11 protein-coding genes are annotated in these 14,155 nt (G+C 71.8%); 4 read left to right on the top strand and 7 right to left on the bottom strand.

What is annotated here, in order from left to right; all coding sequences use genetic code 11:
- The first annotated feature begins 2 nt into the window (after positions 1–2).
- Positions 3–842 (top strand): DEAD/DEAH box helicase family protein, encoded by an 840-nt coding sequence (locus ACZ6TB_RS22175; protein WP_465556435.1) that lies wholly within the window; start codon positions 3–5, stop codon positions 840–842.
- Between the two features lie 41 nt (positions 843–883).
- Here the strand turns inward: ACZ6TB_RS22175 and ACZ6TB_RS22170 are convergent, their stop codons facing one another.
- Together ACZ6TB_RS22170 and ACZ6TB_RS22165 are read right to left on the bottom strand one after the other, a co-directional pair.
- Positions 884–2,812, bottom strand: a complete 1,929-nt coding sequence (locus tag ACZ6TB_RS22170; RefSeq protein WP_465556434.1) for an ABC transporter ATP-binding protein — start codon at positions 2,810–2,812, stop codon at positions 884–886.
- A gap of 769 nt (positions 2,813–3,581) precedes the next feature.
- Entirely contained in the window at positions 3,582–4,898 is a 1,317-nt protein-coding gene (locus ACZ6TB_RS22165; protein ID WP_465556433.1) for a DHA2 family efflux MFS transporter permease subunit, read from the bottom strand.
- Between the two features lie 64 nt (positions 4,899–4,962).
- Here ACZ6TB_RS22165 and ACZ6TB_RS22160 point away from each other — a divergent pair, with 64 nt between their 5' ends.
- On the top strand, positions 4,963–5,661 hold the full coding sequence (locus ACZ6TB_RS22160) for a TetR/AcrR family transcriptional regulator C-terminal domain-containing protein (RefSeq protein ID WP_465556432.1): 699 nt from the start codon (positions 4,963–4,965) through the stop codon (positions 5,659–5,661).
- Here ACZ6TB_RS22160 and ACZ6TB_RS22155 read toward each other — a convergent pair.
- Positions 5,633–8,209, bottom strand: a complete 2,577-nt coding sequence (locus ACZ6TB_RS22155) for a helix-turn-helix transcriptional regulator (RefSeq protein ID WP_465556431.1) — start codon at positions 8,207–8,209, stop codon at positions 5,633–5,635. The genes ACZ6TB_RS22160 and ACZ6TB_RS22155 overlap by 29 nt on opposite strands.
- Positions 8,210–8,279: 70 nt before the next feature.
- On the opposite strand from ACZ6TB_RS22155, the gene ACZ6TB_RS22150 reads away from it, so the two are divergent.
- Positions 8,280–8,954, top strand: a complete 675-nt coding sequence (locus ACZ6TB_RS22150; protein ID WP_465556430.1) for an alpha/beta fold hydrolase — start codon at positions 8,280–8,282, stop codon at positions 8,952–8,954.
- Between the two features lie 62 nt (positions 8,955–9,016).
- Here ACZ6TB_RS22150 and ACZ6TB_RS22145 read toward each other — a convergent pair whose 3' ends face one another.
- The 3 genes from ACZ6TB_RS22145 to ACZ6TB_RS22135 all read right to left on the bottom strand — a co-directional run bounded on the left by ACZ6TB_RS22145 (position 9,017) and on the right by ACZ6TB_RS22135 (position 12,166).
- Positions 9,017–9,424, bottom strand: coding sequence for a YbaB/EbfC family nucleoid-associated protein (locus ACZ6TB_RS22145; protein WP_465556429.1), 408 nt, complete (start codon positions 9,422–9,424; stop codon positions 9,017–9,019).
- A gap of 3 nt (positions 9,425–9,427) precedes the next feature.
- Complete coding sequence (locus tag ACZ6TB_RS22140; RefSeq protein ID WP_465556428.1) at positions 9,428–11,104, bottom strand: putative bifunctional diguanylate cyclase/phosphodiesterase; 1,677 nt, start codon at positions 11,102–11,104, stop codon at positions 9,428–9,430.
- A 213-nt stretch (positions 11,105–11,317) separates the two neighbouring features.
- Positions 11,318–12,166, bottom strand: coding sequence for an SAM-dependent methyltransferase (locus ACZ6TB_RS22135; protein ID WP_465556427.1), 849 nt, complete (start codon positions 12,164–12,166; stop codon positions 11,318–11,320).
- A 61-nt stretch (positions 12,167–12,227) separates the two neighbouring features.
- On the opposite strand from ACZ6TB_RS22135, the gene ACZ6TB_RS22130 reads away from it, so the two are divergent.
- Positions 12,228–12,656 (top strand): NUDIX hydrolase, encoded by a 429-nt coding sequence (locus ACZ6TB_RS22130; protein ID WP_465556426.1) that lies wholly within the window; start codon positions 12,228–12,230, stop codon positions 12,654–12,656.
- Here the strand turns inward: ACZ6TB_RS22130 and ACZ6TB_RS22125 are convergent.
- Positions 12,641–14,134, bottom strand: coding sequence for a substrate-binding domain-containing protein (locus ACZ6TB_RS22125; RefSeq protein ID WP_465556425.1), 1,494 nt, complete (start codon positions 14,132–14,134; stop codon positions 12,641–12,643). The genes ACZ6TB_RS22130 and ACZ6TB_RS22125 overlap by 16 nt on opposite strands.
- Between the last annotated feature and the right edge of the window lie 21 nt (positions 14,135–14,155).

Raw genomic sequence — 14,155 nt, 5'->3', positions numbered from 1 at the left:
CGTTGTCCGCACGGGGCTGGGCGGAGTTCGTCGCCCAGGGCAGGCGCCTGCTCTCCCGGGATCCGGTGGACCGGTGGGCTCTCGGCGACCTTGCTCTCGAAGCGGTGCCCCCGGCCGAGTCCCGGGCCCGGACCAGCGAGGCGCAGATCCAGCTCACCCGGTTCGCCGACGCGATCGGTTTCGGCATCAATCCGCTCAAGGATTGCTATTACACGGCGAAGGAATGGCCGCCGGAACACCGGATCGCCGGCGTCTCCCATGCCAAGCATGCCCGGTACCGATCCCGGCCCCATCGGGTTCAGCTGCTATTGAACGACGATCTCGAACAGCATCTCCCGATCCGTATTCGCGAGCGCGTGGAGAAGGCCGAGGAGCTGCTGAGCGATCCGGAGATCCGGGCCGCGATAATCGAGCGTTCCAAGGAGCGCGGGAGGAAGATTGCGGCGGCCGCCCGGGCGGTCGAGAACGAGGAATTGGCGCGGTTGCGGACCGCGGCGAAGATTCGTGAGCAGGATATGCGGGCGCGTCTGGCGTCGGACGAAATCCGGGAAAGGAGCGCGGAACGCTCCATCCGGGCCAATGCCACCCTGGCGCGGATGGTGATGGAACTGCTGGATCTCCGGCTCGTTCTTCCGCACCTGCACCTCTCCTACGCCGAACGCACGACGGAAAGCGTCGCGCAAGTGGCCCAGGCGGCCGAGGAACTGCTGAACATGCTCCGGCCCGGCGAACGGTCAAATCAACCCGCCACCGTCATCGACCTCGACCTCGACGGCGATGAGCAAGGCGGCACAGAGCACCGCGAACCCGGTCGGCGAGTCCTCGGGGCCGGGCACGGCTGACGCCGGCGTCCGGCCCCGTGGGCTTCTCCGCAGTCGGTCGGTCATCGGCTGGGCGGCTGCGCGGTGTAGCCGGCCGCCTGGAGCGTGAACAGCTCCGCGTACCGGCCGCCGGCGGTCATCAGCTCGGCGTGGGTGCCGTCCTCGACCAGGCGGCCCTCGTGCAGGACGAAGATGCGGTCGGCGTGGATGACGTTGGCCAGGCGGTGCGTGATCAGGATCGTGGTCTTGCGCCCCTGGCGTTCGCGCAGCGCCTGGAACAGGGTGTCCTCGGCCCGTGGGTCGAGGGCCGAGGACGGCTCGTCGGTGACCAGCAGCTCGGCGTCGCGATAGATGCCGCGGGCGGCGGCCAGTCGCTGCCACTGGCCGCCGGAGAGGTCCTGGCCGTCCTTGAACGTGCGGTCGAGCAGCGTCTGGTAGCCGTGCGGGAGGGCCAGGATCGTCTCGTGGGCGGCGGCCCGCGCCGCGGCGCCCTCGATCCGGGACTGCTCGGGGCCGATGGTCAGGTCGCCCATCGCGATGTTGGTGGCCGCCGTGTACGGCCACTTGTGGTGCTCCTGGAGGACGACGGCGACCCGGGAGAGCAGCGACTCCTGGTCCCACTCGGCCAGCGGCCGGCCGTTCCAGGAGATGGTTCCCTCGGAGGGCGCGCGCAGGCCGGCGATCATCGCGGCCAGGGTGGACTTGCCCGAGCCGTTCTCGCCGACGAAGGCAACCGTCTGGCCGGCCGTGATGGTCAGGCTCACGTCGTCGACGGCCGGGTCGTCCCGATCGGGGTAGCGCAGGCTCACGTTCTTGATCGCCACGTCGCGCAGCACCGGAGCGCTGGGCCGTCCCGGCAGCGTCGCCGGCAGGAACGAGCGGGCCCGGTCGAGGAAGTCGGTGTAGCCCTTGAAGAACTGGCCGTCGGTGTAGATGCGGTCCAGCTGGAACGTCACCGTCGACAGCGCGCGCTGGGCCGCCTGCACGGCGACGACGCAGGTCACGGCGGCCGACAGCGGGATGCGGCCGTCCCAGAGCAGCAGGCCGAGCAGCACCCAGACGCCGCCCAGGCCGAGACCGCTGATCACGGCGCCGACGCTGGTCGTGGTGGTGACCCGGCGGGCGAGGGCGAGGTCCTCGGTGGTCTGGGCGTTCATCACCATGTCGTACTGCCCGAGCAGAAAACCACGCAGCGCGTACGACCGGAGCTCCGGCGCCGAGTCGCGTTCGGCCATCTGGCGCTGGAGCACCCAGAGCCGTCGCCGCCGGACGGAGCCGTTGAGGTACGACGCGTACCGCAGATGCCCGGCCCGCACCGCCGCGTAGCCGTTCGGCAGCGTCGCCACCACCAGCGCGGCCAGCAGCAGCGGATTGATCACCACCACCGCCACCGCGACGGCGAGCAGGTTCACCAGCCCCGCCAGCATGTTGGTCATGCCCTGCACCAGGCCGATCGCGGCATCGCTGCCCCGGGTGGCGCGCTCCATGTCGTCGGCGAACGCGTCCTGATCGAAGGCGCCCAGCTCGACCGCGGTGGTGGCCTCGAACAGACCCCGCTCGGCGGCCTGGTTGACCCTGGGGGTGAGCCCGTTCTGCGCGTACCCGACCGCGATGCCGAGCGCGCCGCGCACCGCCGTCACCACCGTGAGCAGCGCCAGCGCGGGCAGGGCGGCGCGCACGCGATCCGGGGTCGGGCCGCCGGCGAACAGCTCCACGAGCAGCCGCTGCGTCGAGAGCAGCCCGAACGTGGACATCACGCCGCCACCCACGGTCGCGGCGACGACCAGCAGCGTGCGCATCCGATCGGCCTGCCAGCTGATGCGAGCGGCCTGCTTGAGCAGCACCGGCTGCTCGGCGAACACCCCGAGGACCCCGGTCGACGCCCGCTGCCGCAGGCCGTGTTCCCACCAGGCGTTACGCAGCTCGGGCAGGGTGAACTCGACCGCCGGGGGACGGGCCTGCTCCGGGACGTCCGTTGTCTTCGTGCCCACCCGCGGCATCCCCTCTCCGTCGCTCGCCGTTCAGGGGTACCGGGCCGCGAACGCCCACGGGGGCGCGGCACGCAGAACCCTTGGGTATCTCATCCGATCGGGCTCGGGGGCGCAGCCGCCGATTTGACAGCCGTCGATTGCCGCGATTTGTGGGGGTGGCGGTGAGTTGACCTCTTGGGTGGCGGCTTGGCCCTGCTTGTTGGTTGGGTGGCGGCTTGGCCCTGGCCTGTTGGTTGGGTGGCGGCTTGGCCCTGGCCTGTTTGCTGGGCGGCTACTCAGCCCCGCCCCGTTTCCTGGGCGGCTCTCGACCCCACCCCGCTTCTTGGCTGTCACTCGACCCCACCCCGTTTTCTGGGTGGGGTGAGTAAAGCAGCGGGGTACGACAACTTTTCGCCGTTGTCCACAGGAGCGGATGGGTGAGATCAGGCGGCGGGAGCGGTGGGTGGGTGGGTGGGGCGGTCGGCGTGGTGTGCGGGACGGCTGTGCCAGATGAGCAGCAGGGGCGGCGAGGACACGCGGGCCCGCGACGGCGATGGGAGCGCGGGACGAGGGGCCGCGGGGGCGAGGCAAGGAGGCGGTGAGGGGGAAGGGGCGTGAGGCGAGGGGTGTGAGGCGAGGGGCGCCGGGCGGTGAGGGTGCGGGGCGGTGAGGGTGCGGGGCGGTGAGGGTGCGGGGCGGTGAGGGTGCGGGGCGGTGAGGGCGCGGGGCGGTGAGGGCGCGCGAGGACACGAGGGCACCGGAGCCGACGGCGCCAAGCCACCAGCGACGATCAGGCCGCCTCCCGGATCAGGAGGGCCGGCAAGGCGGCCAAGGCCGTAATCCCGAACGCCCACCAAAAGCTGTGCGCGAACGCACCAGCGACCCCACCCGCCCGCAACTGCGCCTGCAGCACGAACGCGAGAATCGCGGCGCCCAACGCCGAGGCCAGGCGGATCAGGATGGTGGAGGCCACGGTGGCGTTCGGGATCGAAGAGCTTTCCAGCGACCGGTACGCGCCGGCCAGCACCGCCGGGATGACGGCTCCGTGGCCCAAGCCCATGATGAAGCCGGCGGCGAGAAGCAAGGGCCACGTCGCCCCGGCGCCCACCCGGGTCCACAGCAGCAGGCCGGTCAGCACCAGCGCCAGGCCGGCCAGGGCCGGACGCCGGGCGCCATAGCGGTCGGACAGGCGGCCCGCCAGCGCCATGGTGACGATCGCGCCGGCGCCGAGTGGGGCGACCAGCAGGCCCGCGTCGAGGGCGTCGCGGCCCAGCACCACCTGGGCGTAGAGCGGGATCAGGATCAGCACGCCGGACATGGCCAGCGAGTAGCCGAACAGCACGCACACCGCGGTGGTCAGTGGGCGATTCATGAAGAGGCCGAGGTCGATGAGCGCGCGCGAACCCCGGCGCCGGGCGTGTGCGACGAACGCCGCCAGCAGGGCGGCGCCGGCTAACAGCCATGGGCGGCCGCTGATCAGCAGGGCCACCGCGGGGGAGAGCAGCGCCAGGCCGAGGACGTCCAGGTCGGTGGGGTTCCGGTCGGCGGTGTCGGGGGGCAACAGGCGTACGGCCAAGAACAGAGCAACCACGCAGATGGGTACGTTGACCAGGAACATCCACCGCCAGGGCAGGTGATCGAGCAGGACGCCGCCGAGCACCGGGCCGATCGCGGGCGCCAGCATCGCCGGGATCGAGACGACCGCCATCGCCCGGGCCATCCGCTGGGGGCCGGCCTGCTGGGCCAGCATCGTCTGCGCGGCCGGCACGAGCAGGCCGCCGCCGACGCCCTGCACGACGCGGAAGGCGATCAGGCTGCCCGCCGACCAGGCCGCGCCGCACAGCACCGAACCGGCGATGAACAGGGACAACGCGGTGAGCCAGACGGAGCGGGCACCGAAGCGCCGGATCGCCCAGCCGGTGATCGGGACGGTCATGGACAGCGCCAGCAGGTAGGCGGTGAGGACCCACTGGATCGTCGCCAGCGGGGCGCCGAGCTCGCGGCCGAGGACGTGCACCGCGACGTTGACGATCGTGGAGTCGATCAGCGTCATGATCGCGCCGAGTGCGACCACCACGGACGTGTTGCGCAGGTCGGTGTCGAGCATGTGATACAGCGTAGCGCTTCTCCGTACACCGTATCGGCAAACGCTACGGTGTAAGCTGGCGGCGATGGGCGAGCAGCAGATCAGGGTCCCGGTGTGGGCCCGCGAGGACGGCCGGCGACGCACCACGCTGAGCCGCGCGGCGATCGTCACGGCCGCGATCGCGATCGCCGACGCCGAGGGGCTCGACGCGGTCTCGATCCGGCGGGTGGCCGCCGATCTCCAGGCGCGGGCGATGAGCCTGTACTCGTACATCGAGCGCAAGGAAGACCTGCTCGACCTGATGGCCGACGAGATCGCGGCCGAGACGCTGGTGCCGCCGGGCGAGATGCCGGACGACTGGCGCGAGGCGACGATCGCGATCGCCCGCCGCGAGCGGGCGACGACGCACCGGCACCCGTGGCTGGTCGAGCTGGTCACCCGGCGGTCGGTGCTCGGCCATGTCGGGCCGACGATGCTGCGGCACAGCGAGCAGTCGATCGCGGTGCTGGACGGGCTCGCGGCCGACGCCACCTGGAAGTGGCGGCTGCTCACGGCGGTGGCCGACTACAGCACCGGGGTGGCGGTACGCGAGGTGCGCGAGCGCGATCAGGCCCGGTCCGGCCAGGGCGAGGCATTGCAGCCCTACCTGCGTGAGCTGGTGAGCGGCGGCGACTACCCGCACCTGGCCGAGCTGCTCGGCAACGGGCCGGCGAAAAGCGCGGACGACAACTTCGAGCGCGGGCTGCGCTGGCTGCTCAACGGGTTTGAGACTGAGCTTGGGTGAGGTCGCGCAGCTGGTGACGGCCGGCGACGCCGAGCTTCGGGTACGAGCGGTACAGGTGCGACGCGACCGTGCGCGGGGACAGGAAGAGCCGGTCGGCGATCTCGGCGTTGGTGAGCCCGCGCCCGGCCAGCAGGACGATCTCGCGCTGCTGGGCGGTGAGCTCGGCGAGCGCGTCCGGCTCGGTCCGCTCGGAGACCCCGCAGGCGCGCAGCTCGGTCTCGGCGCGCCGGATCCACGGCGTCGCCCGCAGTCGCTGGAACGTCTCGAGGGCCGCCGCCAGCACCGGCTTCGCGTCGTTGATGCGGCGCTGCCGGCGCAGCCACTCGCCCTGGTCGAGCCGCAGCTGGGCCTGCTCGAACGGCCACGGCGAGCCGTCCGGGGCGTCCTCGAAGTGGGCCGGGTCGACGAGCAGGCCACGGGCGCGGGCGGCGATCTGGCGCATCCGGGGGTTGGCGGCCGCCATCGACTCCAGCGCGCGCCCGATCGGGGCTGGGCGCTCCACGCGCGCCGCGGCCGCCGCCAGGTCGGCGATGGCCAAATAGGACACCCGGTGGTGCAGAGGCTCGCCCTCCGGTGTGAAGAGGTGACTCAATTGGGCGTACGCGAGGGGGAAGTTGCCTTGTAAGTAGGCCACCAGCCCGGCGGCATGCCGCACCCGGGCCGCGACCGATCGATACACCGTCGGGTCGGCCGTCAGGTGTGCCAGCTGCTCGTAGTCGCCGCGCAGGATGCCGACGAAGGCCGTGGCCAGCTCGGCCGAGGCGACCACCGGGCCGAGCCCGTAGGCGGCGCCCACCTCGCGCGCCTCCCGGCTGACCGCCAGCGCCTCGTCCCACCGGCCGCTGTCGACGCACGCCCACATCAGCGACGACATCGCGCCGCCGCTGCCGCCCCGCATGCCGGGCGCGCGCAACCGGTCGAGCTCGTCGCGCAGCAACCGGACGGCCAGGTCGCTCTGGTCGAGCAGCCAGGCCGCCGAGCCCGCCAGCACCGGATGGGTGACCGGCTCGGTGATCTGCCCCTCGACGCCGGGCGGCTCGGTGCACGCCCGGATCCAGAGTTTGCGCTCGGTCGAGGGCGTGGGCATCCGGTCGAGGGCGCGCAGCACGGCGGCTCGATCGTCGGTCGAGCCGGCCTGGTAGGCGACGGTGGCGGCGAACGAGAGCGAGTTCCAGGCGGTCTCCGGGGCGTCGGCCTCCTCGGCCACGGCGAGCAGCGCGGCGAACCCGGCGGCGTGGTATCCCGACCAGATCTGGGCCCAGCCGATGCGCTGCCGGGCGGCGAGATGCTGCTCGGGGGTGGCGTTCGTGCGGAGGACCCGGTCGGCGAGGTCCCGCACCCAGTCGGCCTGGCCGGTGGCCTGGGCCAGGGCGGAGGCGGCGAGCAGGCGGCGGGCCTGGTCGGCGGCGGCGGGGCTGAGCTCGGCGGCACGTTCGAGGGCGCGGGCGGCGGCCGCGGCGCCACCCCGTCGCTGGGCCTGGGCGGCGGTCTCCTCGAGAAGGGCGGCGACCCGTTCGTCGGGGTCGAGGGCGGCGGCGGCCAGGTGCCAGGCGCGACGGTCGGGCTGGTCGTGCAGGGCCTCGGCCACGCGCAGGTGGGCGGCGGCTCGTTCGGCGAACGGGACGGCGTGATAGACGGCGGCGCGGACCAGGGGATGGGTGAACTGCGGGCCGGCCGGGTCGATGCGGATCAGGCCGGCCTTCTCGGCCGGGGCGAGGGTGGTGGCGTTGACGCCGGGCACGCGGGCCGCCTCGGCTACCGCGGCGAGCAGGAGATTTTCCCGTACGGGCGGGGGAAGCTCCTCGAACTTGACGGCGAAGATCGCGGTGAGCCGGTCGGTCAGCGGGAGTGGCTCGGCGGTGAGGTGATTCTGCGCCACTTTGGACAGCTCGACCAGGGCCAGGGGATTGCCGGCCGCCTGGGTCAGGATCTGCTCGCGGGCCTGGCCCCGGGGTGGGTTCGGCTGCTGGTCGAGCAGGCGGGCGGCGTCCTCGACGGGGAGCGGCTCGAGGATCATTTCGGCGAAGTCGGTCTTAGCTCTCGTGCGGGTTGCGAACACCATCGTGATCGGATCGTCGATCATCCGGTGGGCGGCGAAGGTCAACGCGTCCGCTGATGGTTGGTCGAGCCACTGAAAGTCATCAATGGCAACCAATAATGGTTTCTCCTCCGATATTTGCGATAAAACGGTCAAGACGGCGATGCCGATGAGCAGGGCGTCGCCGACCTCGTCGTTGGTCAGGCCGAACGCGCCGCGCAACGCCCGCGACTGGCGGTCGGGCAGGCCGGCGAGGCGATCCTGGACCGGACCCAGCAGTTGGTGCAGGCCGGCGAAGGCCAGATCCTTCTCGGACTCGCGGCCGGTGACGCTCATGACCCGCAGGCCGCTTTGCCTCGCCCTGGCGATCAGGCCGGTGAGCAGGACCGTCTTGCCCATGCCCGGCTCGCCCGCGACGATCCGCACGTGGCTCGCGGCCGGCGGCGGGTCGACGAGCCGGCACAGACGCGACAACTCGTCGCCCCGCAGCGATGGCGGTGCAGTAAACATGCGGATACCCCCGGCTCAGCCCCGTCGGCCAGCATGGCAATGAGCTTCGCTGATAGGGAAGGGGATCATCGTGAACATTGTCCTCGTGCACGGCGCCTGGGCCGACGGGTCGTGCTGGACCGACGTCATCGCGCGCCTCCAGGCCGACGGCCACCGGGTGACCGCGCCGCAGTTTCCGCTGACGTCGCTGGCCGACGACGTGGCCCGGCTGCGGCACGTGCTGGAGCTGCAGGACGGCCCGACGATCGTGGCCGGCCACTCCTACGGCGGCCAGATCGTCACCGCGCTGGGCACTGACGCCCCGAACGCGGTCGGCCTGGTCTACATCGCCGCCTTCGGCCTCGACGAGGGCGAGGCGCTGGGCGCGCTGCTCGGCCAGGGCCCGACCCCGCCCGCGCTGGAGCACCTGGTCACCGACAAGCAGGGCTTCATCTGGCTGCCCGAGAACGACTTCGTCGGCCACTTCGCCGCCGACGTCGACCCGGCCCGGGCGCGCGTGCTCCACGCCGTCCAGCAGCCCATCGCCGGCTCCGCCTTCGGCGACGTGATGGGCGTCCCGGCGTGGAAGGCCCTGCCGTCGTGGTTCCTGGTGGCGACCCAGGACGAGGCCATCCCGCCCGCGGCCGAGCGCCAGTTCGCGGCCCGCATGGGCGCCACCACCGTCGAGGCGGAGGCCGGCCACCTGGCAATGGTCACCCACCCCGGCGAGGTGGTCGACCTGATCACCGCGGCGACCCGCCGCTGACCCTCAGCGGGCGGTCAGCGGTCGTCGCTCGCCCGGGCGGGCGGCTTTCGCCCGGCGGGCGGTCAGCGGTCGTCGCCCGGCCAGCGGTCGTCCGAGTGGGACTGGAGCTGCTGCTCCACCCGCTCGGCGATCGTGCGGCCGGCGATCGAGTCGGGCCCCATCGTCTCGGTGATGATTTCCCGGGACTGCTGGGCGGCCTTCAGGCGGGCGCGGCCGAAGGCGGTCATCACCGCGCGGCCGGCGGCCTCGGGGCCCACCCGCTGGATGCGGTCGGTGAGCTGCACGTCGAGCAGGACGCCGGTCGAGTCGATCGTCACCTTGGCCAGGCCGTTGTCGTCCTCGGCCGTGATGCGCAGGTCGCCCAGGCGGTTGCTCATCGCCTGGGTGTCGGCGGCCTTCTTGTCGATGCGGCCCTTCCAACTCTGCAGGTAGGCCATCGACGCGTCGGGATCGAGAAAGCGGTCAGACATCATCTACCCCCATGGATCGGCCCCGAGTCTAGTGAGACGGCGCGTGATCTGGGTGGCCGGCGCCGGGCGGGCGAAAAGGTAGCCCTGGCCGTTGTCGCAGGACAGGTCGCGCAACAAGCCTTCCTGATCCGCCGACTCGATGCCCTCAGCGGTCACCGTGAGGCCCAGCGCGTGGCACAGGGCGATCGTGTGGCGCAGCACCTCGGTGGCGGCCGGCCCGCCCGCGTCGGTCATGAACTCGGCCGCCAGCTTGACGTTGGCCAGCGGCAGCCAGGACAGCGTGGCCAGGCTCGAGTAACCGGTCCCGAAATCGTCGAGCGCCAGCCGTACGCCCAGGTCGTTGAGCTTTTGAAGGGTCTCGTAGCCCTGCTCGAGCGCCGTGCTCTCGGTGATCTCGAGCTGGAGGTTGCCGGCGGGCAGGCCGGAGCGGTGCAGGATGTCCGCGACGTCGGCCGCGAAGGTCGGCTCGCCGAGCTGCAGCGGCGACAGGTTCACGCTGATCAGCAGGTCGTGACCGGCCCGGCGCCAGGCGGCGCCCTGGCGGCAGGCCTGCGCGAGCAGCGCCCGGCCGAGCGGGCGGATCAGGCCGGTGTGCTCGGCCGGCGTGATGAAGTCGGGCGGGCCGAGCGGCGGCGTGCCGTCCGGCCGCTGCCAGCGCGCCAGCGCCTCGACGCCGATGATCCTCCGGTCGCTCAGCCGGTAGAGCGGCTGGTAGTAGGCCAGGAACTCGCCGTTCTCCAGCGCGGCGGGCAGGGCGGCGGCGAGGCGGTGCCGGCGGCGCTCGTCCTCGGCCCGGGCCGGCTCGAAGACGGCGTGGTCGTGCCGGTCCCGCCGGGCCCAGCCGAGCGCGAGCCGGGCGTCGCGCAGCCACTGGTCGGGGTTCGTGCCGGCGGTGCGGCCCTCGGCGATCCCGGCGGTCACGTCGACCCGCAGCGAGTGGCCGTCCAGCGGGAACGGCGCCTGCAACGCGCGCCGCGCCTGGTCGGCCAGCTTGACCACCTCGTCCGGGCCCGCGGTCTCGGCCGCTACCAGGGCGAACAGGCCATCGCCGAGATGGGCCAGGACGCTGCCGGAAAGCTGCCGCAGCCGGTGCGCGACGGCGGTGAGCAGCTTGCCCGCGTTGTCGTGGCCGAGCGTGTCGTCGAGCTCGGGGAAGCGGTCGACGCCGAGCAGGCACAGGCCGAGCCGCGGCGTCTCCGGCATCTCCAGATGGCGGCGCAGGCGCTGCTCGTTGGGCAGGCCGGTGACCGGGTCGTGCAGCAGCGCGTGCTGGAGCCGCTGCTGGAGGTCGGTCTGCACCCGCCGCCAGTGGATCTTTTCGGAGCGGTTCATCTGCTCGGCGGCCTGGACGGCGGCGTCACGCTGGGCGGTGACGAAGCCGGTGGTGAGGTGCTCGAGCAACTGCAGCACGCGTTGCTGATCGCTCGCGGCCGCGGCGGGGAGACGTTCGGCGAGCAGCCGTACGGTCATCCCGATCACGGGAGGGGCCGACATCCGTAGATCGACGAGCTCGGCGCCGATCCGCCGGCCCTTGGTCGGGTCGAAGGGCTCGGCGCGCAGGGCCGCGACCATCTCCTCGATCAGATCGTGCAGGGCGGCGCGGGCTTTGGCACGTACGCCGGGGACGAAGCCGGCGCGGGTGATGCCGCGCAGCCAGTCCTGGGCGAGGTCGGCCCTCATCCGCGTCTGTCCTCCCACGCCGCCCTCCCAAGTGACGGCCGCCGAATTATGCCCATTCACGTCCGCTGCGGGCCATTCTTGCCTCGATGGCCGTCATGCGCTAAACGCCATGATCGACACGCTTCGTCGTACTGATCCGGTCAATGTGGATACTCATGGTGACGGAGAGGGGCCTCGCGTGCACTTCGCGTAAGAAACGGCATACCGCCGCGCTCAGCGCTTACGGGCCACCGCGACCAGCGCCGACGGCTGCGGCGGCTCGTCGGCCTCGTCCGGGTCGGGGTGCCAGCTGGTCGCGGCGACCACCCCGGGGGGCACGATCTCGAAGTCGCCGCCGATCAGCGCCGCCACCTCGTCCGGCTCACGGATCACGACGGGGGTGGGCGTCCGCTCGTACAACTTGCGGGCCTGCTCCTGAAGTGCGCGCCCCTCCGGCGTCGCCTCCGGTCCGGCGTGCGAGACGACCAGGTAGCTGCCGGAGACGATGGCGTCGCCGAGCCGCTTCATGATCCCGGCGGGATCGGCCGAGTCCGGGATGAAGTGCAGGACGGCGACGGTCAGGATGGCGACCGGCTCGGAGAAGTCGAACAACCGCAGCACCTCGGGGTGGGCGAGAATGCCTTCCGGGTCGCGGAGGTCGGCCTCGATCACATGCGCGTACGGGTTTCCGGCCAGCAGGCTCCGGCTCTGCTGCACGGCGATCGGGTCGATGTCGACGTACATGACCCGGGCGTCGGGGTTGGCCTCCTGGGCGACCTCGTGCACGTTCCCGAGCGTGGGGATGCCCGACCCGATGTCGAGGAACTGCTTCACGCCCCGCTCGGCCAGCCACCGGACGGCCCGCCCGAGGAAGGCCCGGTTGGCCCGCGCGGCCGCCGCCGCCCCCGGGAACGCCGCCTCGGCCCGATGCCAGAACTCCCGATCGACCGCGAAGTTGTGCACCCCGCCGAGCGCGTAGTCATAGACGCGCGACGCGTCCGGCACCGTGATGTCCACACCCTCCGGCACCCAGCCGTATGCCTCACCCACGGTTCGCTCCTCCCCGTCAGCCCTGCCGATCATTCAAGTCCCTGGATCGCCCGGCGGCCACCCCGCGGTCTGATGTGGACGGTATTCTCGGGCGATGCCCGCAATCCGGCCCATTGCGCTGGCCGTGCCCCGCCGGGGCGACGACCTGCTGGTGTTCGAGTACTACGACCCGACCAAGGACCAGACGTTCTACCGCCCCCTCGGCGGCGGCATCGAGTTCGGCGAGACCGCTTCGGCGGCGCTCGAGCGGGAGCTTCGCGAGGAGCTCGGTGCGGAGCTGGTCGACGTCGAACGGCTCGGCGTGCTGGAGAACATCTTTCACGGCATGGGCCGGTACGGGCACGAGATCGCGTTCATCTTCGGCTGCCGGCTCGCCGACCCGTCGTTCTACGCGCGCGACGTCGTCGGCGAGGTGCTGGACGACGCCGGGACCAAGGTGCTGTGGCGGCCGTTGAGCGGCTTCGGGGCCGATCGCCCGCTCTACCCGGCCGGACTGGCCGGCCTGCTTCAGGGAATCGGGTGACAGAGCTGCGGGTTGGCCAGCTCGCCGCACGGGCGGTCGCCGTGTGAGCGGATGATGTCGGCGCCCACCTGGTTGGTCAGGTAGCGCAGGAAGCTGGCGGCCAGCGAGTTCGCGGCCGGCGAGTCGTAGGTGTAGCCGAACTCCGTCTCCCAGAACGGGTAGGTCCCGTGGTCGGCGTCGGTCACGGTCGCCGGGTGGCCGTCGATGTGCACCGGCAGCAGGTCCTGGTGGCCGGAGGCCGCCCCGAGCTCGGCGTAACCCAGCGCACCGGGGATCGTCGCCACTGTCCGTAGCACCGCGTCGGTCGAGTCACGCGCGCAGCGCACCACGCCCGGCGGCGAGCCCGGGTCCCGGTTACGGCAGTCGTCGGAGTTGGTCCCGGGCTCGCGCACCCCGCCGAGCACCCGGCGCTGGAAGGCGGCCCGCGTCCCGGACCCGGGATTCCGGCTGATCAACCGGATCGGGAGGTCCGCGCCGCCGAGTTCCTTCCAGCTGAGGACCTTCCCGGCGTAGATCCGGGCGATCTGATCGGAGGTCAGGTCGGCCACTCCCGCGTCCGCGTTGACGACCAGCGTGAACAGGAAGAACGAGATCGGCCGCGGCAGCAGCGAGGGCATGCCGTCGGGCTTCTCGCCGTCCGCGAACGTCAGTTGACCGGCGGCGTCGCCCTCGCGGCCGGCCTCGTCGAGGAACTGCAGGCCCTCGCCGCTGCCGCGCATGTCGAAGCTGAACCGGGCGTCGGGGCAGAGATCCTGATAGGACTTCGCCGCCTCGCGGGCGATCGGCGCGAACGCCGTCGAGCCGGTCACGTTGAGGTGGCCGGAGGCGCAGTCCAGCGGCGCGCCGTTGTTGCTCTGGGTGAAGACGACGAGCTGGGCGACGACGATCGCCACCAGGAAACCGATCAACGCGATGGCGCGCTTCGGCGTACCCGTACGGCTGCGGGTCTCTTGAATTTTGCCCCCGCCGACGCCGCCCTTGATCGTGCAGGCGACCTTGGGCGCCGGATAGAACTCCATCTTCACGGAATCGGTGTCGAGCGCGGCCAGCACCTTGTAATGCGCGCCGCGATTCATCGGCACCTTGGGCAGCAGAATCCGGTCGCGTTTGACCGCGAGCCCGGCGCCGTCCTCGAAGGACGAGCGCATTCCGTCGTCGCTGAGCTCGGTGACGACCATTCCCACGACCTTGCGCCCGGGAAAGCTCACCGTGACGCCGGCCTTCTTGTCGTGCAGGACCGCGTAATCGTCCTCGTCGATATGGGTCTGGCCGTTGTTCTCGATGCGCAACAGCACCAGGGTCGGGTCGACGAGCGGGTCCCGCAGCTGGTCGAAAACGCCGGGATCGTCGGTCTCCACCACGTTGGTGGCGGTCGTGTCCATCTGGACCCGATAACCGAGCCGCTTGCGTCCCTTGAGGACGAACTCGTAAAAGGCGGCGATCCCCGGAACGACCACACCGAGGGTCGCCAGCGCCACGCTCCACAGGAATTCTATGAT

The organism is Actinoplanes sp. NPDC051537, from assembly GCF_055586105.1.
Note: the sequence above shows the minus strand (reverse complement) of the source record. Positions and strands in the feature narration are given on the sequence as shown.